Annotated in this window: 20 protein-coding genes; 18 read left to right on the plus strand and 2 right to left on the minus strand. The window is 73.3% G+C overall.

Annotated features, from left to right (window positions below; genetic code table 11):
• Positions 1-30 precede the first annotated feature (30 nt).
• From bagM to ACZ4V1_RS18830, 14 genes are all read left to right on the plus strand, one after another.
• A complete protein-coding gene (bagM, locus tag ACZ4V1_RS18765; protein WP_468336908.1) occupies positions 31-678 on the plus strand; it encodes a bagremycin/ferroverdin biosynthesis UbiX family decarboxylase BagM/FevK in 648 nt (215 codons plus the stop codon).
• On the plus strand, positions 675-2,168 hold the full coding sequence (bagN, locus tag ACZ4V1_RS18770) for a bagremycin/ferroverdin biosynthesis UbiD family decarboxylase BagN/FevL (RefSeq protein ID WP_468336911.1): 1,494 nt from the start codon (positions 675-677) through the stop codon (positions 2,166-2,168). Before bagM ends, bagN begins: the two co-directional genes overlap by 4 nt.
• A gap of 187 nt (positions 2,169-2,355) precedes the next feature.
• Complete coding sequence (locus tag ACZ4V1_RS18775) at positions 2,356-3,441, plus strand: prephenate dehydrogenase (RefSeq protein ID WP_468336914.1); 1,086 nt, start codon at positions 2,356-2,358, stop codon at positions 3,439-3,441.
• Between the two features lie 864 nt (positions 3,442-4,305).
• Positions 4,306-4,644, plus strand: coding sequence for a MerR family transcriptional regulator (locus tag ACZ4V1_RS18780; RefSeq protein WP_468336917.1), 339 nt, complete (start codon positions 4,306-4,308; stop codon positions 4,642-4,644).
• Between the two features lie 367 nt (positions 4,645-5,011).
• Positions 5,012-5,344, plus strand: coding sequence for an alkyl sulfatase C-terminal domain-containing protein (locus ACZ4V1_RS18785; protein WP_468336920.1), 333 nt, complete (start codon positions 5,012-5,014; stop codon positions 5,342-5,344).
• A gap of 22 nt (positions 5,345-5,366) precedes the next feature.
• Positions 5,367-6,590, plus strand: coding sequence for a cation:proton antiporter (locus tag ACZ4V1_RS18790; protein WP_468336923.1), 1,224 nt, complete (start codon positions 5,367-5,369; stop codon positions 6,588-6,590).
• A 226-nt stretch (positions 6,591-6,816) separates the two neighbouring features.
• Positions 6,817-8,304, plus strand: coding sequence for an ABC transporter substrate-binding protein (locus ACZ4V1_RS18795; protein ID WP_468336926.1), 1,488 nt, complete (start codon positions 6,817-6,819; stop codon positions 8,302-8,304).
• Positions 8,301-10,067: an ABC transporter permease subunit gene (locus ACZ4V1_RS18800; RefSeq protein WP_468336929.1), complete on the plus strand. Its 1,767-nt coding sequence runs from the start codon at positions 8,301-8,303 to the stop codon at positions 10,065-10,067. The genes ACZ4V1_RS18795 and ACZ4V1_RS18800 overlap by 4 nt, the downstream gene beginning before the upstream one ends.
• Positions 10,036-10,995 (plus strand): ABC transporter ATP-binding protein, encoded by a 960-nt coding sequence (locus ACZ4V1_RS18805; protein ID WP_468336932.1) that lies wholly within the window; start codon positions 10,036-10,038, stop codon positions 10,993-10,995. The genes ACZ4V1_RS18800 and ACZ4V1_RS18805 overlap by 32 nt, the downstream gene beginning before the upstream one ends.
• Entirely contained in the window at positions 10,992-11,672 is a 681-nt protein-coding gene (locus ACZ4V1_RS18810) for an ATP-binding cassette domain-containing protein (RefSeq protein ID WP_468336934.1), read from the plus strand. The genes ACZ4V1_RS18805 and ACZ4V1_RS18810 overlap by 4 nt, the downstream gene beginning before the upstream one ends.
• A gap of 318 nt (positions 11,673-11,990) precedes the next feature.
• Positions 11,991-13,739 (plus strand): hypothetical protein, encoded by a 1,749-nt coding sequence (locus ACZ4V1_RS18815; protein ID WP_468336937.1) that lies wholly within the window; start codon positions 11,991-11,993, stop codon positions 13,737-13,739.
• Between the two features lie 3 nt (positions 13,740-13,742).
• The gene (locus ACZ4V1_RS18820; RefSeq protein WP_468336940.1) at positions 13,743-16,619 is read left to right on the plus strand and encodes an ATP-binding protein; all 2,877 of its coding nucleotides are present in this window, start codon (positions 13,743-13,745) and stop codon (positions 16,617-16,619) included.
• Positions 16,616-18,055 carry a hypothetical protein gene (locus tag ACZ4V1_RS18825; RefSeq protein ID WP_468336943.1) on the plus strand — a complete coding sequence of 480 codons (1,440 nt, stop codon included), beginning with the start codon at positions 16,616-16,618 and terminating at the stop codon, positions 18,053-18,055. Before ACZ4V1_RS18820 ends, ACZ4V1_RS18825 begins: the two co-directional genes overlap by 4 nt.
• On the plus strand, positions 18,052-18,513 hold the full coding sequence (locus ACZ4V1_RS18830) for a hypothetical protein (RefSeq protein ID WP_468336946.1): 462 nt from the start codon (positions 18,052-18,054) through the stop codon (positions 18,511-18,513). The genes ACZ4V1_RS18825 and ACZ4V1_RS18830 overlap by 4 nt, the downstream gene beginning before the upstream one ends.
• A 354-nt stretch (positions 18,514-18,867) precedes the next feature.
• Here ACZ4V1_RS18830 and ACZ4V1_RS18835 read toward each other — a convergent pair whose 3' ends face one another.
• Positions 18,868-20,406 (minus strand): IucA/IucC family protein, encoded by a 1,539-nt coding sequence (locus ACZ4V1_RS18835; RefSeq protein ID WP_468336949.1) that lies wholly within the window; start codon positions 20,404-20,406, stop codon positions 18,868-18,870.
• 130 nt (positions 20,407-20,536) lie between these two features.
• Here ACZ4V1_RS18835 and ACZ4V1_RS18840 point away from each other — a divergent pair, with 130 nt between their 5' ends.
• The 3 genes from ACZ4V1_RS18840 to ACZ4V1_RS18850 all read left to right on the plus strand — a co-directional run bounded on the left by ACZ4V1_RS18840 (position 20,537) and on the right by ACZ4V1_RS18850 (position 24,179).
• Positions 20,537-22,036, plus strand: coding sequence for an IucA/IucC family protein (locus tag ACZ4V1_RS18840; RefSeq protein ID WP_468336951.1), 1,500 nt, complete (start codon positions 20,537-20,539; stop codon positions 22,034-22,036).
• A gap of 62 nt (positions 22,037-22,098) precedes the next feature.
• The gene (locus ACZ4V1_RS18845; RefSeq protein WP_468336954.1) at positions 22,099-23,364 is read left to right on the plus strand and encodes a VWA domain-containing protein; all 1,266 of its coding nucleotides are present in this window, start codon (positions 22,099-22,101) and stop codon (positions 23,362-23,364) included.
• Positions 23,364-24,179, plus strand: a complete 816-nt coding sequence (locus ACZ4V1_RS18850) for a hypothetical protein (RefSeq protein ID WP_468336957.1) — start codon at positions 23,364-23,366, stop codon at positions 24,177-24,179. The genes ACZ4V1_RS18845 and ACZ4V1_RS18850 overlap by 1 nt, the downstream gene beginning before the upstream one ends.
• A 42-nt stretch (positions 24,180-24,221) precedes the next feature.
• Here the strand turns inward: ACZ4V1_RS18850 and ACZ4V1_RS18855 are convergent, their stop codons facing one another.
• Positions 24,222-24,860, minus strand: coding sequence for a winged helix-turn-helix transcriptional regulator (locus tag ACZ4V1_RS18855; protein WP_468336959.1), 639 nt, complete (start codon positions 24,858-24,860; stop codon positions 24,222-24,224).
• An 88-nt stretch (positions 24,861-24,948) separates the two neighbouring features.
• On the opposite strand from ACZ4V1_RS18855, the gene ACZ4V1_RS18860 reads away from it, so the two are divergent.
• Positions 24,949-26,157 (plus strand): pyridoxal phosphate-dependent aminotransferase, encoded by a 1,209-nt coding sequence (locus tag ACZ4V1_RS18860; protein ID WP_468336962.1) that lies wholly within the window; start codon positions 24,949-24,951, stop codon positions 26,155-26,157.
• Positions 26,158-26,258 lie beyond the last annotated feature (101 nt).

A 26,258-nucleotide genomic window follows, 5' to 3' on the forward strand; every position in this document is an offset into this window, starting at 1 on the left:
CCGTACACGGAAGATTGCGGTGGGGGCAGTATGCGGCTGATCGTGGGAATGACCGGCGCCACCGGCGCGGCGCTGGGCGTTCGACTGCTCACCGAGTTGCGCGGGAACCCGCGGGTGGAGACGCATCTGGTGCTCAGCCGCTGGGCGCGCGCGACGGTGGAGCTGGAGACCGGGCTGAGCGCCCGCGAGGTGGCCGCGCTGGCCGACGTCACCCACTCGCCCGACGACCAGGGGGCGGCGATCTCCTCCGGCTCGTTCCCCGTCGACGGCATGGTGATCATCCCGTGCAGCATGAAGACGCTGGCCGGCATCCGGACCGGGTACGCCGACGGACTGCTGGGCCGCGCCGCCGACGTGACGCTCAAGGAGCGGCGCCGGATGGTCCTGGTGCCGCGGGAGACGCCGCTCAACGAGATCCACCTGGCCAACATGCTGGAACTGGCCCGCATGGGCGTCTCGATCGTGCCGCCCATGCCCGCCTTCTACAACCGGCCGGAGTCGGTCGACGACGTCGTCGACCACATCGTCATGCGAGTTCTCGACCAGTTCGGGATCGAGGCCGTCGGCGCCCGGCGCTGGGACGGCTTCCCGCGGCCGCCGGCCGGCCGGGCGGGCCTCGCGGCCGACGTCCCCGCCCTACGCCACAACGGCACGAAACAGAGGAGCGCCCGCTCATGACCGACCCCACGACCAGGCAGGTGATCCGGTTCGGCGAGCTGCGCGGCTACCTCGACGCGCTGGAGACCCTCGGCGACCTGCACCGCGTCACCCGGCCGGTGAGCGCCGACCTGGAGGCCGCCGCGATCAGCCGCCTGTCCTGCGAACGACAGTCCCCGGCCCCGCTGTTCGAGAACGTGGAGGGCGTCGCGCCGGGCTTCCGACTGCTCGGGGCACCCGCCGCCCTCAGCTCCGCCCCCGGCAAGCCGCTGGCCCGGGTCGCGCTGTCCGTCGGCCTGCCCGCCGGGACCACCGCCGCCGAACTGGTCGACCACCTGGCCCGCACCCGCGACGCAAAGCCCGTGCCCCCTCGGCGGGTCGCGCCGGAGAGCGCGCCCTGCAAGCAGAACACGCTGCTGGGCGACGACGCCACCCTCGACCGCTTCCCGGTGCCGCGGGTCCACGAGTTCGACGGCGGGCCCTACGCCAACACCTGGGGCATCATCGTCGCCAGGACGCCGGACGGCCGGTGGACCAACTGGTCCATCGCCCGGATCATGCTGATCGACGGCAAGCACATGACCGGCCTGGTGATCCCGGCGCAGCACATCGGCATGATCTGGTCGGAGTGGGTGAAGATCGGCGAGCCGATGCCTTACGCGCTGGTCCAGGGCGGCGACCCGGCCATCCCGTTCGTCGGCGGCGTTCCGCTGCCGCCGGGGGCCGACGAGGCCGGCTACATCGGGGCGCTGCACGGCGAGCCGGTCGACGTCGTGCGGTGCGAGACGGTGGACCTGGACGTGCCCGCGGGCGCGGAGATCGTCATCGAAGGGCACCTGTCCGTCGGCCGCGACGCCCGGGAGGGGCCGTTCGGCGAGTTCGCCGGATACGGCTCCACCGAGACGTCGATGCAGCCGGTGTACACGGTCGAGGCCATCACCCACCGCGACGACCCGATCTGGCCGCTGGTGGCCGAGGGCCGGCCGGTGGACGAGTTCCACACCGTGACGGGCGTCGGTCAGGCGGCCGAGGTCCTCGCGGAGCTGCGCGCCGCCGGGCTGCCGGTCACCACCGCCTGGTCGCCGCTGCGCGCCGCGTCCCACTGGATGGTGGTCACCGTCCCGCGGGACTGGCGGGAGCGGCTGCCCGGCGTGGACTCCGCCGAATTCACGCACCGGATCGGCAAGGTGCTCTCCGAGTCCCACTCGGGCCGCGCCACGGCGGCCACCTTCGTCCTGGACGACGACGTCGACCCGGCCGACGACACCGACCTGCTGTGGGCGCTGGCCACCCGGATCCACCCCCTGGACCGGGCGGAGGCGTGGTACGGCTTCGTCCACCCGCTGCTGAACTGCTACACACACGAGGAGCGCGCCGCCCAGTCCGGCCCGATCGTCTTCCACGACGGGCTGCTGCCCGCCCCCGGCGAGGGCCGGCTCCCGCACAGTTCCTTCGCCCAGGCGTATCCGGAGCGGATCCGCCGCCGGGTTCTCGAGCACTGGGACGACTGACGCCGCTCCCGGACCGGGGCGGGCCGCGGCGTGGGCACCACGTGCGCGGGTCCCGCCGTCCGGGCCGGCGCGGTCTTGGTGAAGGGTCCCTCCGATCATGGATGGAGCACGTGAACACTGAGCAGCAGCACGAGGGGCTCGCAGCCCTCCCCCGCCGCGCGGCGGCCCGGCACGAGGACGGCGCCCGATGAGGACCGCCCTGGTCATAGGAGCCGGTCTGATCGGTACCTCCGCGGCACTGACGCTCGCCGGACGCGGCGTCACCGTCCATCTGGCCGACCACGACCCGGACCGCGCCCGGACGGCGGCGGCCCTCGGTGCCGGCAGCGACGAGCCGCCCCTCGGCCCCGTGGACCTCGCGCTCGTCGCCGTGCCACCCGCGCACACGGCCTCCGTGCTGGCCGGGGCCATGCGCGCGGGGGCGGCGCGCGGGTATGCCGATGTCGCCAGCGTCAAGGGCGGCCCCCGGCGCGAACTGGAGGACCTGGGGCTCGATCTCGGCTCGTACATCGGCACCCATCCCATGGCGGGCAAGGAGAGCTCCGGCCCGCTCGCGGCGAGCGCCGATCTGTTCGAGGGCCGGCCCTGGGTGCTCACCCCGACGCCGGACACCGACACGGAGGTGCTGAACCTCGCCCTGGAACTGGTCGCGCTCTGCCGCGCCGTGCCCGTGATCATGGACGCCGCCGCCCACGACCGGGCCGTGGCCCTCGTCTCGCACACGCCTCAGCTCATCTCCTCGATGGTCGCCGCACGGCTGCGGGCCGCCGAGGAGACGGTGGTCCGGCTGTGCGGCCAGGGCATCCGCGACGTCACCCGGATCGCCGCGTCCGACCCGCGGATGTGGGTCGAGATCCTCTCCGCCAACCCGGGTCCCGTCGCGGAGGTGCTCGCGGGGGTGGCGGCCGACCTGGAGGAGACCGTCGAGTCGCTGCGCGCCCTGCAGTCCGCCGACGAGGCCAAGCGGCGCGGCGGCGCGGCGGGCATCGAGGACGTCCTGCGCCGGGGCAACACGGGCCGGCTCAGGGTGCCCGGCAAGCACGGCGAGGCGCCCGCCGCCTATGAGACGGTCGCCGTCCTCATCAGCGACCAGCCGGGCGAACTGGCCCGCATCTTCGCGGACGCCGGGCGCGCCGGCGTCAACATCGAGGACATCCGCATCGACCACGCGACCGGCCGGCAGGCGGGCCTGGTCCAGCTCATGGTGAGCCCCGCGGCGGCCCCCGCCTTGAGCGCCGCCCTGAGCGAACGCGGCTGGTCGATCCGCCGTTGACGGCACGGGTCCGGCGGCGGCGCCGGGGGTCCGGTGCCGCCCGTCACCGGGGACGGAGGAGAAACGGCCAGGTCCGCCCGCGGGCCGGCCTCCAGGCTCGGCAGACCTCCGAGGGAGAGAGGTCGCACGTCCGCGTCTCCTGCCGGTTCTCGTACCCGAGAGCCGGTGCGGCGGGCCACGGTGGCTCGCCCTCCGCGTGGGCCGGGAGACCGTCGATCCGCTCCGTGATCCGCTCCGGTTCCCGGGCGATCCGCTGCGGGGCGGCGGCACCGGGTACCGACCGGCGTCCGCTCGACCACGGCCGTCGCCCCTGCCCACCTGACCGGATGGCATGGATGCAGAGAACCGGTCACCCGTTTGGAGTGAAACCTATAGTGACTGATGTAGACATGCGGCCATCGTTGAGGTTAGTGTCTTGTTGTAGCCAGGAAGTCAGTGAGGCGCGGCAGAGACGAACTGCCCGCATGCAGGACAGTGGTTCGGCACGGTGGTGGAGTGGCGTGGGCCAGAGGTTCCCAGGGTCCCGCCGCTGGCTGCCGGGCCAGGCGGCTTACCAGGGCCGCCGGTAGTACGCAGTACCAGCAGTACCAAGAGGTGCATCAGTAAGGAAGAGAGAAGGAGGCGGACGCCATCAGGATCGCCCGGGCGAGAAGGGTTCTCCCGGGTACCGCAGGCCCCGGAACGGAAGGTGGTCCCACGGTCACTCATCCGCGATCCCTTGACCGCCCGCCCCTGAACAGGGGCTGGTGCGGAAACGGAAAGCCGGCATCGCAGTAAGCCGGCAGATGGTGTTGCAAATCCCTCGGGGCCTTGGTGCCGTACGGCACCAAGGCCCCTCGACGCGTTCCCCGATCAGAGGTGCCAGTGACCGCAGACAATCCGCTCAACCGTATCGACGACGACGACTACCCCGCCTACACCATGGGACGAGCAGCGGAAATGCTCGGCACCACCCCCGCCTTCCTGCGGGCCATCGGCGAGGCCCGGCTGATCACCCCCCTGCGTTCCGACGGCGGTCACCGCCGCTACTCCCGTTACCAGCTGCGCGTCGCCGCCCGCGCCCGCGAGCTGGTCGACCAGGGCACCTCCGTCGAAGCCGCCTGCCGCATCGTCATCCTCGAAGACCAACTCGAAGAGGCCCGGCGCATCAACGAGGAACTGCGACGACGTCCCGCCGACCACTCCGACAAGGCCGACGCCTGACCCGCCTGACCCGCTCAAGCGGACGGCGGTCCTCGGGGTTCTCAGCGGGTGCCCGGCAGGGCTGCGGCCGCCCAAGTGCCGCAGCGACGCGATCATGGACGCGGAACGCTCCCGTTCACGCCGGCGGTCACTTGGGTGACCGGTTCGGCGGGTGACGCGGGACCGGATCGAGGGACGCGCTCCTTCGACTGCCGGCCGGAGCGCTCCTCGGCCCCGGCAGGGGCAAGCGGCCGATGACGTGACGCGGCGGTCCTTCCCCCTGACGGCGTACACCCGTTCGTCCCGACCGTCCGCGCGCGCGAGAGTGGCACTGGCCGCGCGACCGCCGCGCCGCGGGCCTCCGCGTGCCGTCCACGAGGGAGATGCGATGACTCGGACCATGTTCGACTCCCCCGCCGGCCGCGTGGACGGGCCGCGCGGCCGGGACGCGGACATCGCCGTCCGCTTCGGCCTCACCGACGGAGACCCGGTCGCCCTGCGGCTGCGCAACGGCTTCCTCACCCACGTCCGGGGCGCCGGCCCGGTCGGAGCCGTCCCCGACACCGGGATCACCCCCGGCGAGGCGGCCCCGCGTCCGGTCCTCCTGGGGACCACGCCACCCGACCGGCTGCCCGGCATCACCGGCGCCCCGGGGAAGCCGCCGGAACTCCTCGGTCTGCCAGGTGCCCCCGGCCCCGACCTCGCCGTCGTCACTCCGTGACCGGCCCGGAGGGCGGTGCGTCATGACCCAGCCGGGCACTCTCGTCCTGATCATGGCCGCCGCCGTCCTGGCACCACTCCTCGTACACGCCACGGGGCGCCGGCTGCGCATCCCGCTGGTCGTCTTCGAGATCGTCCTCGGCATCCTCATCGGCCCGCAGGTCCTGGGCTGGGCCCACCCCGACGAGGTCGTCGACACGCTCGCCGACCTCGGCCTCGCGATGCTGATCTTCCTGGCCGGTTACGAGATCGAGTTCGCCTCGGTGCGCGGCGACACCCTGCGCCGCGCCCTGTGGGCCTGGCCGGTCTCCCTCGCCCTCGGTATCGGCCTGGGCTTCCTGTTCAGCGGCGGTGAGGTCTTCGAGGCGTTCGTCGTCGGCACCGCCCTGACCAGTACCGCACTGGGCACGGTGCTGCCGATGCTGCGGGACCGCGGTGAGCTGCGAGGCCGCTTCGGGACCGTGGTGTCGGCGTTCGGCGCGGTCGGCGAGTTCGGCCCCGTCGTCGCCATGGCGCTGCTGCTCAGCGGACGCCGCCCGGCGGAGTCCGCGGCGCTGCTGGCGGCGTTCGGCGCCGTCACCGCCGCGGCCGTGTTCTGGGCGCTGCGTCCGCGCCCGCCGTGGTTCGGCGAGCTGACCGAGCGGACCCTGCACAGCAGTGGCCAGTTCGCGGTCCGGTTCGTCATGCTGCTGCTGGCCTGCATGCTGGGCCTCGCCGAGGCCTTCGGTCTCGACGTGCTGCTGGGCGCCTTCGCCGCCGGCGTGCTGACCCGCCTCGTGCTGCACCGGGCCGCGCCGGCGAGCAGCGCGGAAGTCCTCGGCAGGGTGGAGGCGATGGGCTTCGGCTTCCTCGTGCCCCTGTTCTACGTCGTCACAGGAATCGAGTTCGATCTCGACGCGTTGCTCGACGCCCCGGCCACCCTCCTGCTGCTGCCCGCTTTCCTCCTGCTGTTCGTGCTGGTGCGCGGCGGACCGGTGTACCTGCTCGCCCCGAAGGACCTGCCCCGCACGGACCGGACGGCCCTCGCGCTGTTCGCCGCGACCTGTCTGCCGCTGGTCGTCGCGATCACGACGATCGGCGTCGACCAGAAGCTCCTCGGAACGGACCGGGCCGCCGCGCTGGTCGGCGCCGCGATGATCTCCGTACTCGTGCTGCCGCTGGCGGCCATGCCGCTGCGGTCGAGGACCCGCGGAGCGGGGAGACCGCCGCGTGGTCCGGCGAAGGCGCAGGACACCGAGGCGTGGTGACCTGGACGTGGGGGCGGGGGACGGCCGGACCCTCACCCCTCCCGTGATCGGGGCCCCGGCCCGGCCGTGACCGAGACCTTCGGAGCGCAGCGGGGACCGTGGTCGTCACCGACCGGCCGGCAGCAGAAGCGCCGCGGGAGCAGAGCCCGTCTCTGAAAATGATTGTCATCGTGCTACGGTCGTCGAACGCTCAACCTTTGACCGGCTCTTTACCCGGAGTGACCCCGTGCGCGTCCCCGCCCGCCTCCTGCCCCTCCCCGCGGCACTCGCCGCCTCCGCCCTGCTCACCGGCTGCTTCGCGTCCACGGAAGCCTCCGGCGCCGACGCGGGCGAGCGGATCCGCGTCGCGATGATGCAGCCGCCGCGCTCGGGCCTGTCCCCGCTCTCCGACGACGCGTTCAAGCTCTCCCGCTGGTCGACGGCGGAGACCCTCGTGAAACTGGACGCGGACGGCGACGCCGAGCCGGCGCTGGCCACCGGGTGGAAGCAGACCGGCCGGAGCTGGACCTTCACCCTCCGCGAGGGCGTCACCTTCCACGACGGCACGGAGCTGACCGCCGAGGCCGTGGTCCGCTCCCTCACCCGGGCCGCCGGCGCCTCCCCCAAGCCCCGCATCCTCGACGGCGTCGAGCTGACCGTGAAGGCGGAGGGCGCCGGCACCGTGGTCGTCACCACCGCCGAAGAGGACCCCCTGGTCCCGCAGCGGCTCAGCTCCCCGCAGCTGTCGGTCCTCGCGGCGAAGGCCTACCGGGGGAAGTCGGTGAACCCGGTCGGCGCCGGCACCGGCCCCTTCGAGCTGACCGAGGTCGACGGCACCTCCTCCGCCGCCCTCGACCGCTACGCCGACTACTGGGGCGGCACGGCCAAGGCCCCCGGCATCGACGTGACGTTCGTGCCGGACGGCACCGCACGCGCCGCCGCCCTGCGCAGCGGCGAGGCGGACATCGTGGAGGCGGTTCCCGTCTCACAGGCCGCGCTGCTGGACGAGGAACTGATCACCGAGGTGCCGATGCCGCGCACCAACACCCTGTACCTCAACACGCAGAAGGGCGCCTTCAAGGACCCCGCGCTGCGGGCGGCCGCCCGCGAGGCGGTAGACGCCGAGTCGCTCGTGAAGGGGGTGTACGAGGGGAGGGCCGACGTGGCCGAGGGGCTGCTCGGGCCCGCGCTGCCGTGGGCGGCCGGGCTGCGCGAACCGGTGCGGCGGACGAAGGCGGGTGATCCGTCCGGCCAGAGCATCACCATCGGCACCTTCACCGACCGGTCCGAACTGCCCGAGGTGGCCGCCGCTCTGCAACAGCAGCTGAAGAAGGCGGGCTTCCAGGTGAAGCTGGAGGTCCGCGAGTACGCCAACATCGAGTCCGACGCCCTGGCGGGCGCGTTCGACGCCTTCATCCTCTCCCGGGCCACCGTCCTCGACTCCGGCGACCCGGCCGCGTACCTGTACAGCGACTTCGCCTCCGACGGCTCCTTCAACATCGCCCAGCTCGCCGACCCGGCCGTGGACAAGGCCCTGCGCAAGGCGGGCGCGACGCCGACGGGTGAGGCCCGGCGCCGGGCCGTCGTCGACGCCGAGGCCGCCGTGCTCGCCACCGACGCGGCCGTGCCGATGCTCCACGAGCGCGTGATCCAGGGCGACGCCGCCGACGTGGTCGGCGCGGCCCACGACCCGCGCGAGCGGGAGCTGGTCACACTCGACACGCACGTCAAGTGAGGCCGAGCGCAGCGGGGGTGACGCGCGCCGTCTCCCTCGTCACCGTGCTGGCCGCCGTCGGCCTGCTGCCCTGGCTGTCCGGCCGGGACCCGGCGCTGACCGTGCTGCGGGCCCGGTCGGCAGAACAGGAGCCGACCGAGGAGGCGCTGTCCGCGATCCGCCGGGACCTCGGCCTGGACGCCGGCCCGCTCTCCCTGCTGGGCGACTGGGCCACCGGGCTGCTCCGCGGCGACCTCGGCACCTCGTGGGTGTCCGGTACGGACATCCTGCCGTCCGTCGTCTCCGGACTGCAGGTCTCGCTGGGCCTGATGGCCGCCGCGCTGACCGTGGCGGTGCTGCTGGCCACGGCCCTGGTGGCACCCGTACTGGTGCGGGGGCGGGGGTCGGCCGGGGCGTTCGCCGCGATGGCCGCCGCCGTGCCCGAGTTCCTCCTGGCCACCGTGGCCCTGCTGGTGTGCGGAGTGTGGCTGGGATGGCTGCCGACGTCGGGCTGGCGGGGGCCCGAGTACCTGGTCCTGCCGGCCCTCGCCCTCGGCGTCCCGGCGGGCGGCCTGCTCGGCCGGCTCGTCGCGGACTCGCTGCCCGCCGTGCTGGACGAACGGTGGGTGGAGCTGTGGCGGGGCGCGGGGGTGAGCCGCGCCCGCGTCTCGGCCGCCGCGCTGCGCCGCGTACTGCCGCCACTGGTCCCGCAGTTCGGGATGGTGGCCGTCGGTCTGACGGGCGGCGCGGTCGCGGTGGAGACCGTGTTCGCGGTACCCGGCATCGGGCGTACCGCGCTGGGTGCGGCCAAGTCGCAGGACCTGCCGCTGCTCCAGGGCGCGGTCCTCGCCCTGCTCGCCCTGGGCCTGGTCACCGGCGCGCTGGCCGCCCTGGTCCGGCGCCGGCTGCTCGGCCCCGCCCTGCGCGACGCCGGGCTCGCGCTGCCCCCGGCCCGCCCGGTGCGGGCGCACCCGGCGGTCCCGGCCGCCCTCGCCGCCGTACTGCTGGCGGTGATCGGCTGGGGCCTGCTGCGCGACCCGTACGCGGTGGACACGGCCGCCCGGCTGACCCCGCCCTCCTGGGCGTACCCGCTGGGCACCGACGGCCTCGGCCGCGACGTGCTGGCCCGGCTCGGGCACGGTGCCGCGTCGACGGTCGGTACGGCCGCGGCGGTCTGCCTGCTGAGCCTGCTGGCCGGGCTGGCGCTCGGCTTCCTGCCCGGCGTCGCGGCGGGCGCGGCGGACATCGCCAACGCCCTGCCACCCGTGATCGTCGGCATCCTGGTCGCGGCGGCGGCCGGTCCCGGCACCGGCGGCGCGGCCCTCGCCGTCGCGCTGATCTCCTGGCCGCCCCTGGCCGCGCACGCGGCGGCGCTGGTGCAGGAGGTACGGGCATCGGCGTTCCTGACCGCGCAACGCGCCATCGGGGCACCGCCCCTGTGGATCCTCACCCGGCACGTCCTGCCCTCGGTCGCCGCCCCGGTCGCCCGCCACGCCCTCCTGCGGCTTCCCGGCATCGCCCTCGCCCTGGCCTCCCTGGGCTTCCTGGGCCTGGGCGCCCAGCCGCCCGCCCCCGAGTGGGGCCTGCTCCTGGACGAGTCCCGGGCCTACATCGAACGCGCCCCCTGGGCGGCACTCGCCCCGGCCGTCGCACTGGCCCTGCTGGCGGGGCTGGCCGTGACGGGGGCGGCGTACGCGCGGGGCCGCGGAGGCCGGCGCACGACCGGCCGCACGCCACGAAAGGAGACCGTCCATGCCGTCCGAGGCACTGCTGTCGGTGCGTGATCTGCGGATCGCCTTCGGCGCGGTCGAGGCGGTGCGCGGACTGACGTTCGACGTCCGCCCGCGCGAGGTGTTCGCCGTCGTCGGGGAGTCGGGCGCGGGCAAGTCCCTCACCGCCCGGGCGCTGCTCGGCATGCTGCCGCGCGGCGCAACGGCCGGCGGCGGCGTGCGGTTGCGGGGCGCCGCCGATCTCGCCGCGGAACGCGGACGCCGGATCACCCTCGTCCCCCAGGACGCCCTGTCCGCCCTCTCCCCCGTCCACCCCGTCGGCGACCAGCTCGCCGCCGCCGTACGGTCGGTGCGGCGCCTGTCCCGCGGCCGGGCGCGCGACCTGGCCGTGGCGGCACTCGACCGGGTCGGCATCCCGGACGCCGCGCGCCGAGCGCGGGCCTACCCCCACGAGTACTCGGGCGGTATGCGGCAGCGCGCGGTGATCGCCATGGCGACGGTCAACGAGCCCGACGTCGTCGTCACCGACGAACCGACCACCGCGCTGGACGAGGAGCGCCGGGAGCAGGTACTGCGGGTGCTCGCCGAGCAGCGGGAGGCGGCCGGCGCCGCGCTGGTCCTCGTCACCCACGACCTGGAGGTCGTACGGGAGCACGCGGACCGCGTGCTGGTGATGTACGCGGGCCGGGCGGCCGAACTCGGCCCCGCCCGGCAGGTCCTCGGCCATCCGCGTGCCCCGTACACGGCGGGTCTGCTGGCCTCGCTCCCGCAGGACGGCCCCCGGCGCCGCCGGCTGCCGGCGCTCCCCGGCACCCCGCCCGCGCCGGACGCCCTCGGGCCGGGCTGCGCCTTCGCGCCGCGCTGCCCGCTCGCGACGGACCAGTGCCGCGACCGCGAACCGGAGCCCCGGACCGTGGACGGACGCCTGGTCGCCTGCCATCACGCCGCCGACGTGCCCGATCCTCTCCGGGAGTTCGTGTGAACCCTCCTCTGCTGGACGTCCGCGACCTGGTCGTCCGCTACGGCCCGGTGACCGCCGTGGACGAGGTCTCGTTCACGCTGGACGCCGGTGAGACCCTCGCCCTCAACGGCCCCTCCGGCTGCGGCAAGTCCTCCACGGCCCTCGCGGTGCTCCAACTGCGCCGGCCCGACGGCGGGCAGGTCCGCTTCGAGGGCCGGGAGCTGACCACCCTGACGGAACGTGACCTGCGCCCGCTGCGCCCACGCATGCAGCCCGTCTTCCAGGACCCCTACGGTTCCCTGAGCCCACGGCACCGCATCCACGACGCGGTGGCCGAGCCGCTGAAGGTGCAGGGCGGCTGGAACCGGTCGGACGGACCCGCCCGCGTGGCCGAACTGCTCGACCGGGTCGGTCTCGACCCGTCGTACGGGGACCGTCGCCCGCACGAACTCTCCGGCGGCCAGTGCCAACGGGCCGGGATCGCCCGCGCCCTCGCCTCCGGACCGCGGCTGCTCGTCCTCGACGAACCGGTGTCGGCGCTCGACGCCTCCGTGCGGGCCGGCGTACTGAACCTGCTCTGCGACCTCCAGGACGAACTGGGCCTCGGCTACCTGTTCATCTGCCACGACCGGGCGGTCGTACGGCACTTCGCGGACCGCGTGGTCGAGATGCGGGAGGGGCGCGGAATCCACACCTGACGACTCCGCGCGCCCGGCCCCCCAGCCACCCCGCACCGGCTCACCGCGCACCGGCCGGTCCGCGACCACCATGACTGCTGTGGCGGTTGTGCAGTGAACCGAGCACGTCATACGGTCGGTCAGATAGCTTGTACGTTCCAGGTCTTGCGGGCTCGGTCCGCTCACGGGGGGAAGATCGTGCCTGACCGCACGGCAGTCGGAGAGTTGACCAACAGGATCTTCGTGCCCAGGCACCGGTTCGGCTGGCAGCACGTGCCCGAGCCGGGGCCCGAGGAAGTGGCGCACAGGCTTCCTGAGCCGGTCTGGCAGGAACCTCCCATGCCGGATGACACCGGGTTCACGGAGGCCGACCGGTACTGGTCGGGCCCTGCCTACGCGAGCTCCGCGGTGGCGGCCATCGCGGCGCTGGTGGGAGTGATCGCGCTCCTCCGGTCGCTGTGGCAGGTGGTCACGTTCAGTTTCGACGGGCTCGGAAGCCGGCTGCTGACCGCCCTGGTCTGCGTCGTCGTCTTCTTCATCGCCATCGCCGTCTGCGCGGGGCAGCGCAAACGGACCGCCCAGCGCGAGCGGGATCTCGCGCACGCGGCATACCGTCGTGACCATGCCGCTTGGGAGCGTGCAGTGGCGAATCAGGCGGCACAGGCCCGCACGTGGTTCCCGCTGGGGCTGAGCGCCCCTGTCCCGCGGGTGAACGTCTTCGGCGGCAACGGTGACGGCTGGGCCAGTCTCCTCATGACCACGTGCGCGACTCTGCTGTCCGCCGGACGGCGGCTGACCGTGGTGGACTTCACCGAGCAGGCGGTCGGCGGCGGGATCGCCACCCTGGCCGAACAGCGGGGCGAGCGGGTCGTCGATGTCGATCTCCCCAGCGGGTTCGACGAATACGAGCCGTGCAGCGGTCTGACCCCGGTGGAGGTCGGCGAGACACTGGCGGCGGCGGTCAGCACCATGCGCCCCGGGTTGCCCGACCCCGTACTGCAGGCCCTGGACGCGGAGCTCCTCACGACCGTGGCCGAACGGCTGAACGACTTCGTGACGCTGCCACGGCTGACGGCCGGCCTGCGGGTGCTGCGCCGGGTGCAGGACTTCGGTGACACCGGGCCACTCACCGAGTCGGAGTACATGCGGATCAACGAGTGTGTCGACACGGTGGCCGCAGGTGAGCGTGAGCGGCAGGAACTCCAGTTCCTCACCAACGTTCTGGCCGTGCTCACCCGCACCACGGGGGCGGGCCCGCGAGTGGCGTCGCACGGCGGAGGGCAGCTCAGCCTCATCGGGACGCGCAAGGTATCGGTCACCTCCGTGACCACCTCGGACTCCGACCAGCGGCGCAAGGATGTCACCGACCGGCTGGTCTTCCAGATGCTGCTCCACCAACTGCGCACCGGCCGCCGTGGCATGGAGGACGTCGTCCTCGTGGTCGCGGGCGCCGACCACCTGGGCCGGGACGCGCTGGAGACACTGAGCCAGCAGGCGCGCAGGAGCGGTGCCCAGCTGATCCTGCTGATGGAGCGCATCGGTGAGGACTTCGCACCGCTGCTGGGAGCGACGGACAGCGTGACCCTCCTGATGCGGCTGGGCAACCCACGTGACGCCGCGCTGGCCGCCGAGTTCATCGGCCGGGAACACAAGTTCGTACTCAATCAGGTGACCGAATCGGTCGGCCGGACCTTCACCGAAGGCACCAGCACCAGTGAGAGCACCGCCGAGTCGGTCGGCGGATCGCGCGGCACCAGCTTCTCCCGCGGCCGGCAGAGCGGGCCCTACCTGGGAGCGGGCAGCTCCTCGTCGTCGCGCACCACATCACGCATGTCGACCTGGGGACGCACGCGTACCTACGGCACCGGCACGAGCAGTTCGGTGGCCGAGGCGCGGACGCGCGGGACCACCGAGTCCAGGGTGTACGAGTTCGCCGTGGAGCCCACCGCCGTACAGGGGCTTCCCACGACAGCGTTCTTCCTCGTCGATGCCGACGGGCGCAGTGGCCGGCGGGTCGTTCTCGGCGACTGCAACCCGGGCATCGCGCTGCTCGACCGGGTCTCCGAGGAACCACTGGAGCTCGAGTAACACATGCTGAGCGGATTCGAGTTCCACCAGCTGACGGGCGTCCCCTACCTGCCGCTGGAGCTCATGGCACCGTCGCCGCTGGACACGGAGCTGTTCGCGGCCTGGACCGCCGCGCACGCCGAACTGTCGGGACCGGCCGGCACGGCGGATTCGCCGGGGCCGGACGACGCCGCGGTGGCGACGCTGTGGATGCGGTCGCCTGGCCGGCAGCAGATCGACGTGTTCGCGGGCGGCCGGCCGTACTTCCCGGCAGCGGTCCCGGGCGCGGACGGGGGAGCCGACGACGGCGGCCGGATTCTCTTCCCGCCGGGGGTCACGAGCACGCCCGCCGGGACACCTGATCTCAGCGCGTTCCCGTTCTGGATCCGCTGCGGCGGTCATCCGGACTCGTTGTGGACGCCGTCTCATCGGGAGAGCACTCCCCAACGGCGCGGCGGCTTCGACGACTTCGCCTCGCAGCTCGCGCATCCCTTCGCCTGGCTGGTCCTGGCACACCCGTGCCAGGCCGCGGAAGTCGACCGCGAGCTGCGGCTGCTGGAATCACTCGTGCCCCGGCTCCGGCAGCGGGCCAACGCCGAGATCGACCAGGTGCGGCTGGAGCGGGCCGAGTCGCGCTACCGGGAACTGGCTCGCCGCCGGAGCAGCGGAATGTGGCAGGTACACATTCTGGTCGGGGCGGCAACTCCAGCCGCCGTGAGGCGATCCGCCGCCCTGCTGTGCGCCGCGGTGGAGCTCGACGACCTGCCGTACACCCTGACGCCCGGTGCCGGAGCGGCGGACCTCGACAGCGCCTGGCACGACCAGAGCCCGCCCGCGGCGCAGCTGGACACCTCTGCCACCCCGTTCGTGGCCAGCACGGACCTGCTCTGCGCGATCGCCCGCCCGCCCCGCCGCGAGCTGCCTGGAGTACGGCAGATCGAGCGCGCCGACTTCGACCTCACGCCCGAGTGCACCGGCGACATGATGCTGGGCGCCGTACTGGACGAGTCCGACCGGGCGGCGGGGGAACTACGGATACCCGCCGGCTCGCTGAACCGGCACACCCTCGTCGCCGGTGCGACCGGCTCGGGGAAGTCCCAGACCGTGCGCCATGTCCTCGAGTCACTCCACGACGCAGGTACCCCGTGGCTGGTCATCGAGCCCGCGAAAGCGGAGTACGGGGCCATCGCCGGGCGCCTGGCCGGACGTGGCGAGGTCACCGTGATCCGACCGGGTAGCCCTGATGACGTACCGCTCGGCATCAACCCCCTGGAACCGGAGCAAGGTTTCCCGCTCCAAGCGCACATCGACTTGATACGGGCCTTGTTCCTGGCTTCCTTCGAGGCCTCCGACCCCTTCCCCCAGGTCCTGTCGCAGTCACTGGGGCAGTGCTACGAGGAACTGGGCTGGGACCTGGCGCTCAGCACCCGGCGGGGTCTGCCCCGCGCACCGCGCTACCCCGGCCTCGGCGATGTGCAACGGGCGGCGCTGCAAGTCATCGACACCGTCGGCTACGGCAAGGAGGTCGCCGACAACGTCAGAGGCTTCGTCAAGGTGCGGCTCGGCTCGCTGCGGCTCGGCACCACCGGCAGATTCTTCGAGGCCAAGACCCCGCTCGACATCGCCGAACTCCTCAGGCGCAACGTCGTGCTGGAGATCGAGGACATCGGCAACGACCAGGACAAGGCGTTCTTCATCGGAGCGGTCCTGATCCGCCTCTACGAGCATCTGCGCGTACACCGCACGGCACCGGCCGGCGCCGAGCAACGACTCCGGCACGTCACGGTGGTGGAGGAAGCCCACCGCCTGCTCAAGCACGCGCTGCCCGGAAGCCCCGCGGCACACGCGGTGGAACTGTTCGGCTCACTCCTCGCCGAGGTCCGCGCATACGGAGAAGGCATCCTGGTCGCCGAGCAGATCCCCTCCAAACTCCTGCCCGACGTCATCAAGAACACCGCGGTCAAGATCATGCACCGGCTGCCCGCGGCCGACGACCGCGCTGCCGTCGGCGCCACCATGAACCTCAACGCCCCTCAGTCCCGGCACCTGGTTTCCCTTCCTCCGGGAAGGGCGGCCGTGTTCGTCGACGGCATGGACCGCCCCGTCCGCGTGGCCGTACCCCTGGGCCAGGACCGGGAGAGCACGGCTGCGGCCACCCGCCTGCTGCCCGGTGCGCCGAACCCGCACTCCGTGCTCAGCCGCTTCGACAACGGCACCCCGTACACCCTCCGGGAGCTGAGCGAGGGATCGGCACTGGCCGGCGACCCCCGTCTCGTCCTGTGGATCGAACTGCTCACCATCGCCCACCTCACCGGCCGCAGATCACCCCGCCCGGACCCTCAGTGGCTGTCCACCCTGCTGAGCCTCACCGACCGCAGGCTTCTCGACTGCGCCGCTGCCACACTGATCGACCAGGCCATCGCCGAACGCTACAGCGGACTCAGCACCCACTACCCGCCCGAGGACCTCGCCACCCACCTCAGTGAGCGGGTACAGCACTCGCTCAACGGTGGCCTCGACACCTGCGACGGGAGAGAAACCCGCTGGCAGGCAGGGCAGTACCGGTGGGTCGACGTCATCGCCAGGCTCAAGCGAGCCCAGGCCTCCGGCCGGCACGCCCAAGGGCCGCATCCCGACACCGGCGCGTGGGCGGCCCGTGGCCTCGACCTCCCCGGCAGCACCCTGGACGAGCAGATCGCGCAGTGGCGGGAGCACCCCGACAACTGGCGTCCCACGAACACGGTCGTCCTCGGCCACAGCGCCGCCTGGCGCAGCGCGTGTGCCGCGCTGAGCAACGCCCCGGACACCCGGACCCGCCTCACCGCGGCCGCCCGGCACCTGGACGCTCCGTGGTGGCCGCTGGCACCGTTCACCACCCCGGCCGAAGGAGGAAACCCGTGAGCGCCGACAGCCCCAGCCAGTCCGAAGGTGAGCGTGCCGACGCTCCGCCGGGCGGCGACGGCGCACCCGCATCCGGCCAGAGCGACCGCGCTCCCTCAGGTGACGGCGAGGGACGCCCGGCGGACACCGGCCCGTCCCCGGCGTCCGACTCGGCAGCCGAGGCGCGCTCGCCCGACAGCGCCGCCGAGCGCGACATCGACTCCGCCGCGGCGGCGGACGAACACCACCGGCAGGGGGACGAGGGCGGCGCGGGAACCGGCCAGACGGCCGGCTCCGGGGAGGGCCGGCCGGACACCGACGGTTCACCGGCAGGCGACGACCACCACGGAACCCAGACGGCAGACGACGGCGCCGAGAGAGCGGCGGAAGAGGCGGAGCCGCGCGACGACCGGCCGGGTGCGGCAGCGGAGGACGACCTCGACACCGCGGCCGCTGCCGAGGACGGCACACGAGACGACGAGCCGGCCGGATCCGACGACGCATCGGAGCAGGACGACTCCCCCTCGGAGGGACGGCGGGACACTCCCGAAGAACCCGCGGAATCCGAGGAACCTGCGGAACCCGACGAGGACCGGTACGACGAACCGGCCGACACGGCGGACGACGAACCGGCCGAGGAAGGCTCCGACGAACCGGCCGACTCCGTGGACGACGAGCCGACCGACGAAGCGGAGTCCGGACAGGAGGACCGAGAGGAGGACCTGGAGGAGGACCGAGAGGAGGACCGGCAGGAGGACCGGCAGGACGACGAGGATCCGGACGACGACCCCTCCGGCGAAGGCGACGCTGCGGAGGAATCGTCCGACGACCATACTGACGAGGCCGGAGAGCACGACGAGCGGGACGAGGAAGAGGACGCCGCGGATTCCGCCGAGCCTGCCGAGCCTCAGGAGGAGGACACCTCCGACGGTCCCGAGGACGACCGGACACCGGCGGCGACCGACAACGTGTCCGCCGGCTCGGCGTCTGCCGGAGAACGAGCGGCGGCGAGCGGTGACGCGCGGCCATCCGGAGAGCGTCCGGTCCTAGCGCAGGACGGTTCATCGAGTCCGGACTCCGATACGACCAGGGCGGAGAAGCCCGATGACGCCGCGCTCGAAGACGACCGTGGCGAAGAGGCGGGGAGGGTCGTCGCAGAGAACACCGATTCGGACCGGTGGAACGCGGAGTCGCTCGCCAAGACCTACGACAGCCTGCTCAAGGCCGACGAGGCAATCCAGGACATGGGCAAGTCGGGGGACGCTCTGAGCACCACCGAAATAACGGACAACGCGACCGACGTGTGCGCGTTGCAGGGAGTCGCCGGCAGCCCGCCCCCTGACACCTACGTTGAAAGCAACGAGATGCAGGGCTCCATCACGTTCGCCGTCATGGGGCTCGGCGTGGTCTTCCTCAGGCTGTGGGACATGAACCGGTCGAAGGGCGGCAAGGCGTGAACGGATCGGCGGCTGACTCGGCGGCGGCACGCAGTGCCCTGCGCGCATGGCGGGCGGGTGAGCCGGAGACGTTCGCCCGACTGCTTGCCGAGCTCGCACAGGCTCAGGAGCATCCACGGAACCCGACCCTGTTCGCGCACATTCTGTTCCGGCTGGCGATGAGAGAGACCCGCACCACGGACGGGGAGTCGATCGGTCGGTTCCTCACCTCGGCGACCGAGAAGCTGCGCGGACGCGTCGAATTCGACCCGCCGATCGCCGTGGTTCTGTTCCGCGCGGCACTCGGGGCGCCTCAAGCACTCAGGGACGTCCCCGTCGGAATCACCGTGGCGCTCGAGCTGGCTCTCGCGGCCCTGATGCTGGCAGACACCTCCGATGACGAGCTGGACCGGATTCTCGGCGAAGCCGGCCGGCTCGTGTCCCGGAGCGCCGCCGACGAGGGACTCAGGCCGGGTTGACCGAGATGTCTCCGTTGCCGTTGGTCAGGTCGATCCGGTGGCGCCCGGACGAGCGCCATCGCGGCCAGACCGCCCGCGAGAACGGCCGCCAGACCGCCCGCGAGAACGGCCGAGAACGGGCGAGAACGGGCGTAAGCGCTCCGTCGTCATATTCTGTGTCTCCCTTCTCAACGGCGGTGGCCCGCTGAGAAGTCAACGGCGTCCGATCGGCCGGGGCCATGGTGGTGTCCCCCCCTTCTTCGGCCACCGGCTACCCCGCAAACGGTCCGGCGTCCGCGCCGGAGCCCGGCCACCCGGTACAGCCTGAGCCCGGTCGCCCGGTACATCGGCCAGGGGCGGGCCGGCCGTCGGCGCTCACGCCCCGGGCAGCGGGTTGGGCAGCGGCCGGTAGCGGGCGTCGGCACCGTCCGCGCCCGTCCAGCGCAGCAGGAGGTTGGTCTTGCCGGGGAGGGTGGGCGAATCGAGGAGGGCCGGGATCTCGGGCAGGTCGTCGTGGCGGGCCAGGGCGTGGCGGACGGCGTGCCAGGGGTCGAGGCCGGGATGGTGTTCGGCCAGGGCCGCCGCGATCTCGCTGAGGTGGTTGACGACGAGACAGTAGACCAGCCGTTCCCAGCCGGCCGCCCGGGAGGTGTCCGGCAGCAGCTTGACGCCCTCGGCGTCCCGGAACAGGGCCTGCACCGGTGTGCCGCTCCCGTCCACGGCGACCAGCGTGTTCTGCAAGTGTGCCTCCAGGACGACGCCGTCGTCGGCGAAGGCGGTCAGTACGGGTGGGACGACGGCGGCGAGGTAGGCCTCCCACCAGGCCGCCGGGTCCGCGGCGCCCTCCAGTGGGCAGCCCGGGAAGCCCTCGACGAGTGCGGCGGCGAGGAGCGGGGTCGCGCCAGGCAGGACGTGGTCGCGCAGTCCGTCGCGGACGACGACGGCCAGTTCCTCGAAGGCGAAGTCCGCGGTGCGGTAGCCGCGGTCGCCCAGCCAGGCAGCCGGGGAGGCGATGGCGGCGAAGGCCTCGGTGACCGCGGTGTCGGTGCGGCGCAGTTTCATGAGGTCGTGGCGCCACAGGCGGCGGATGTCGTTGGTGATGCGCACGTCGAGGCTGAATTTGAGGAACAGGTCGCGTCCCGGAAGGTGATCGGGTGCGTACACCGTGCGGATGGCGGCGGTCGGCCAGGTGGAGAAGCCGGTCGTGCCCACCCGGAGGAGGCGGCCGTCGGCGAAGGCCGGGGCCAGGGCGGGCGCGGTCAGGTCGAGCTGCCAGGGATGGGCCGGGAGCAGCCGGTAGCCGGGCGGGGCCTCGCCCAGGGCGTCCAGGGCGGCGGTGTCGCCCTCGTCGACGACCGCGTCCTCGCGCACGGCGAGCAGCGGCAGCGGGAAGCGGGCGTGTGCCTCGGGCGCGTAGGGCAGCCAGTCCGCGTGCGGGCCACCGCCGCGCGCCTTGGGGGCGGGGTGGTGGGTGTGGCCGGTGAGCAGGGACTGCTCGGAGCGGAGGTACGGGTCCTCGGGCGGGGTCGCTTCCGCGCGTGCCGTCAGCAGCGCGGCCACCGCGTCCCGGCTGTCGGTCATCTCGGTGGGCAGTTCGTGGTTGGGCAGCCCGGTGTGCCGGCGCAGCTCCTCCGCGACGAGTTTCACCAGCTCGGTGTGGCCGACGCGGTGCCAGCCGCCGGCCGCGCGCACTTCCGGCTCGGCGGGTCGCCGGCCTCCGCGTACGCGCAGCAGTCTGCCGCCGGGCAGCCGGTACACCGGCCGGGCGCCGGGATCCGGCAGCGGTTCGGCCACCTCGCGCAGCAGGCAGTTCAGCAGCGGCACCGCCGCGTAGGCGTCGGCGCGCCGCGCGACGTCGTCCCGACGGGCGGCGTCGGCGCCGGTGGGCGGGGGCAGGAGATCCACGCGTTCCACTCGTTCCCTACGGTCTGTCCATGCTGTCCATGCTGTCCATGGCCAAGATGGCGGGGTTGCCGGAGACGATCAGTATGTCTGTCGTCGACCGTCCGCCGTGACGTCCTACTCGTACCCGAGGAGCCCGCCCGTGCATCGTCCCCCCAGCGCAGAGGCCGAGGTCGCCGACGAGCTGACGGCCGTTCGCCCCGGTCTGGTAGCCCGGTTCACGGCCGGGCTGCCCGGCGCCCGCGCGGCCGTGCTCTCCCGGCTGTGGCGTGCGTTCGCCCATGAACCGCTGCCGTGGATCGCGGGCCGGGAGTCCGGCCGGGAGGAACTCGTGCTGCGCCTTCGGGACGGCCGCCGGCTGGCCGGTCCGGCCGCCGACCCGTACCGCACGGACGCGTACGTCCGCGCGGTACGGCTCGGCGGGGCCGCGTACGACGATGCGGCGCGGCTGGTGACGGACCTCGGCGTACCGCACTCCGACGGGTTCGCCGCCGAACTCGGGCACAGTGCCGCGTCGTTGGCGCTCTCGCGGGCGGGGAACGAGAATCACCCGGACGAGTGGCCGGACAGCGACTGGGCCTGGGAGCAGCGGGTGGTCGACGGGCATCCGTACCACCCCGGCTGCCGTTCCCGCCCGGGCTTCTCGGTGGCGGAGCAGCTCGCGTACGGGCCCGAGCACGGGCCGGTGGTGGGTCTGGGGCTGGTGCCGGTACCGGCGGCCGAGTGCCTGGTCACGGGGGTGTGGCCGCGGGAGCTGCGCGACGGGGCGAAGATCCTGCTGCCCGTGCACCCGTGGCAGGCCGCGCACGTGCTCAAGCGGCCGTGCGACGAGCGGCTCGCCGCCCATCCGCTGATGTCCCTGCGCACGCTCGCCCTGCCCGGCGGACCGCACGTCAAGACCGCGCTGAGCACCCGGCTGACCTCCTCCGTGCGGGACATCTCGGTCGCCTCGATCGCCGCGTCGGCGGACGTCTCGGACTTCGGGCAGGCGCTGACGGCGCGCGCGGACGGGCTGCTGCACGTCACCCGCACCCTGGGAGCGGCGGCTGCCGGCTCCCCCGACCTGGCCGCCGTACTGCGCGAGTCGCCCCGGGTGTACGCGGCCCCCGGCGAGCACGTCGTCCCGGTGGCCGCGCTGGCCGGCACCGGGCTGCCCGGCTCCCCCGCGTGGCGGGCGGGGTTCGCCCGCCTCGCCCTCGCCGTGGGGCTGCGTCTGCTGGAACTGGGCGTGGCCCTGGAGGCGCACGGCCAGAACCTCCTCGTCGTGCTGTCCCCGGCGGGCGATCCGCTGCGCCTGGTCTACCGCGACCTGGCCGACATCCGGGTCAGCCCGGCCCGCCTCGCCCGCCACGGCATCGCCGCCCCGGAGCTGCCCGCGCGCATGCTCACCGACGACCCGGTGGCGCTGCGCCGCAAGCTGTTCGGCTCGCTGGTGGGCGGCGCGCTGGCGGCGACGGTGGGATCGGGAGCGGCACTGCGGGAGGTGCTGGAGGCGGCGGTAGGCGAACTGCCGCGCACACCGGACGTCGTGGCGCTGTGCGGGGAGCCGCTGCCGGTGAAGGCGCTGACGCTGATGCGCACTTCGGCGGGGAGCACCGGGGACCTGTGGGCGGAGCTGCCCAATCCGCTGCACTGGAGGTGAAGTCGGGGCGTCGCCGCGGTCTCGTTTTGGAGCCCGGCACCACTGATCAATAGGATCCGCCGATGATCACAAGAACACGGCTGGCGGCGGGTGCCTGTGCCCTGCTCGCCGCGCTGACGGCCGGGATCGCCTTCCCGGCCGGAGCGGCCGCCGGTGAACCCACGGGCGAGGACGCGCCGAAGGTCAACCTGGTGCTCGACGTCAGCGGTTCGATGCGGACGCGGGACATCGACGGCGGTACGCGGATGGCGGCGGCGAAGCAGGCGTTCAACGAGGTGCTCGACGCGACGCCCGAGGAGGTGCGACTCGGGATCCGGACCCTGGGCGCCGGCTACCCGGGCGACGACCGCAAGACCGGCTGCAAGGACACCGCACAGCTCTACCCGGTCGGCCCGCTGGACCGCACCGAGGCCAAGACGGCGGTGGCGACGCTGGCGCCCACCGGCTGGACGCCGATCGGCCCCGCGCTGCTCGAGGCGGCCGACGACCTCGACGGCGGCGACGGTTCGAAGCGCATCGTGCTGATCAGTGACGGCGAGGACACCTGCGCCCCGCTCGACCCGTGCGAGGTGGCACGGGAGATCGCCGCCCAGGGCATCGGGCTGACCATCGACACGCTGGGCCTGGTCCCCAACGCCAAGATGCGGCAGCAGCTCAGCTGCATCGCCGAGGCGACCGGCGGGACGTACACCTCGGTCGAGCACACCGACGAACTCAGGGACAAGGTCAACCAGTTGGTGGACCGCGCGGCCGACCCGGTGGTGACGCCGGTCGCCGTCGAGGGCGCGGACGCCTGCGCGAAGGCGCCGACGCTGAAGTCGGGGCTGTACACCGACCGTGAGGAGTCCGGGCAGCAGCGCTGGTACCGGGTGGACGTGGCACCGGGCCAGGAGCTGCGTGCCTCGGTGAGCGTGGGCGCCGACCGCGCCGTGAACCCCTCCTACGGGGTGCTGCTGCGGGCGGTGACGGCGCACGGCCGGGAGATCGTGCGCGGCGAGGCGGCGGGCAGCGGCCGTACGGATGTGCTCTCCACGGGGCTGCGGTACCCGAAGGCGGAGAGCGACGAGGAGGACGCTCCGGCCGAGACCGTGTGTCTCCAGGTCACCAACTCCTTCTCCGTCGCCGCCGGGGTGAAGACCACGCCCGGACTGCCGCTGGAGCTGACCGTCGACGTCGTGGACGGTCCGGGCGACGCCGACGACGTGGCCTCGTTCGGTCTCGGACGCGGCTGGTGGCTGCTGGGCGCGCTGATCCTGGCCGGCTTCCTCGCCGGTCTGCTGTGGGGCGGGCTGTCGCGCCGGCGGTTCGCGGTCTGGAGGACCAACTGATGCGCATCACCCGGACACTGAGTGCCGCGACGCTGCTGCTCGGCCTCGCCGCGGCCCCCGCGGCGGCCGACTCCTCGCCCTCCGCGAGCCCGTCGGGCGACGGCGGTGCGCCGACCGAGGCGGGCACGTCCTTCCGTACGGCGACCGAACTCGAACAGGGTCAGCGGGCCACGGCGAACGGCTCCGCGGGCGACTACCTGTACTGGTCGTTCCCGGCCGACGCCGGACAGCGCCCCACCGTGAAGGCGACGGTGAGGCTGCCCGAGACGCACGCCGCCGAGACCTGGCGGATCGACGTGTACGACGGTCTGCGCCGCCGCCAGGCCTGCCAGTACGGCGCGCAGAGCCGCACGGCGACGGCGGACGCGTCCTCCGTGGAGCTGGCCTGCGTGCTGCGCACGGTCCGTGCCTGGGCGGAGCCGTGGGCCAACGACCCGCTGCCGGGGACGTACTACGTCCGGTTGACGGCGGTGAACCTGCCGACGTCGGACCTCGGTGTCCCGGTCGGCGCCGAGGTCCGGGTGGACTCCGAGGACGTCGGCGGGGCGGCGGCGGTGGACGGCTCGCTCGCCGAGCCGCTGGTGCCGGGCGTGGCGATGACGTCCGGTGCGGACTCCGGTGCGGACGGGGACGAGTCGGACCGCGGCGCGGTGCTGTCCGCGATCGAGCCCGAGGACGGCTGGTCCTCCGGCTGGTGGTCCGACCGATGGGTGTGGACCGGGATCGGCGGTGTGCTGGCCGCACTGGCGGGCATCGGCGGATACGCGCTGACCCGCGGGTCGGGACGGCCGGGGCGGGTGCCGCCGGGCGCCTGACATTCTCGCAGAAGGCCCGCCCGGTGCGGGCCTTCTGTCTGGTCAGCCCTCCCGGAGCGCCTTGGCCGCGGTTCCGTCGCCGCTCACCCCGACGCGGCCGTCCCGCACGGCGTCCCGCAGGTCCAGCTCACCGCGACCGATCGCGGCGCAGGTCCCGGCGTCCAGCACGAGCAGGGCGTCCGGCTCCCCCGCGGGCCCGTCGCCGTAGACGGGGCCCTCCCCGCCGCCGCCCGCGTGCAGGTGGAAGGTCCCCTCGTCCAACCGGACTTCGACGAGCCCCTCCCCCGCCCCGGCCTTCCGCAGGGCCCGCAGCAGGGGCAGCGCGAACCAGTGCGCCCGCAGGGCGTCCGTGGGCCGCCGCTCCCCCAGCTCGCCGGCGCCCCACGCGCCGAGCGCCTCAAGCACCGGCAGCAACTCGCGGCCCCGCCGGGTCAGTTCGTAGACGTAGGCCGCTCCGGGCGGGGGCAGCCGGCGCCGGGTCGTCAGCCCGCCCTGCTCCATGTCCTTCAGCCGCGAGGCGAGTACGTCCGTGCTGACGCCGGGCAGGTCGGCGTGCAGGTCGGTGTAGCGCCGCGGACCGGCGAGCAGCTCCCGGACGATCAGCAGGGTCCAGCGGTCGCCGACGGCGTCGAGGGCGCGGGCGGCGGAACAGTACTGGTCGTAGCTTCGGCGAGGTGACATGCGACGCAGTGTAGACAAGTTGTTGGACTTTCCAAGCTCCTACTTGGTAAAACCAAGCAACACCAGATACCGGAGGGGAAGCGCCGCCATGGAGTTCCGGCAGTCGAACAAGCTCAGCGAGGTCTGTTACGAGATCCGCGGCCCGGTCATCGAGCAGGCCGACGCGCTGGAGGAGGCGGGGCACAGCGTGCTGCGCCTGAACACCGGCAACCCCGCGCTCTTCGGCTTCGAGGCGCCGGAGGAGATCCTCCAGGACATGATCCGCATGCTGCCGCGGGCGCACGGCTACACGGACTCGCGCGGCATCCTCTCCGCCCGCCGTGCCGTCGCCCAGCGCTACCAGGCCCTCGGCCTGGAGGTCGACGTGGACGACGTCTTCCTCGGCAACGGCGTCTCGGAGCTGGTCTCCATGGCCGTACAGGCTCTGCTCGAGGACGGCGACGAAGTCCTGGTCCCCGCCCCCGACTTCCCCCTCTGGACGGCGGTGACGACCCTCGCGGGCGGCAAGGCGGTCCACTACCTGTGCGACGAGCGGGCGGACTGGTACCCGGACCTGGCCGACATGGAGTCCAAGATCACCGACCGCACCAAGGCGGTCGTCATCATCAACCCCAACAACCCCACCGGCGCCGTCTACCCCAAGGAGATCGTCGAGGGCATCCTCGACCTCGCCCGCCGGCACGGCCTGATGGTTTTCGCCGACGAGATCTACGACCAGATCCTGTACGACGACGCCGTGCACCACTCGGCCGCCGCGCTCGCTCCCGACCTGGTGGTCCTGACCTTCTGCGGACTGTCGAAGACCTACCGGGTGGCGGGATTCCGGTCCGGCTGGCTGGTCGTCACGGGTCCGCGGCAGCACGCACGCGACTACCTGGAGGGCCTGACCATGCTGGCCTCCATGCGCCTGTGCGCCAACGCGCCCGCCCAGTACGCCATCCAGGCCGCGCTCGGTGGCCGGCAGTCGATCCGCGAGCTGACGGCTCCGGGCGGGCGACTGCGCGAGCAGCGGGACGTGGCCTGGGAGAAGCTGAACGAGATCCCTGGTGTGTCGTGCGTGAAGCCGAAGGGCGCGCTGTACGCGTTCCCGCGCATCGACCCGAAGGTGCACGGGATCCACGACGACGAGCGGTTCGTCCTGGACCTCCTGCTGAGGGAGAAGATCCAGGTGGTCCAGGGCACCGGCTTCAACTGGCCCTCCCCCGACCACTTCCGCATCCTCACCCTGCCGCACGCGGACGACCTGGAGGCCGCCATCGGGCGGATCGGCCGGTTCCTGGGCGGGTACCGGCAGTAGCCGCCGCGGTGGGCCGCGTCCGTGCGCCGCGTCGTCGGCCGACGGCCGACAACCGACGACGGGGACCGACGACGGGGACCGGAGGGGAATGACCGGCCGTG

It is taken from the genome of Streptomyces sp. NPDC028991, from assembly GCF_055564775.1.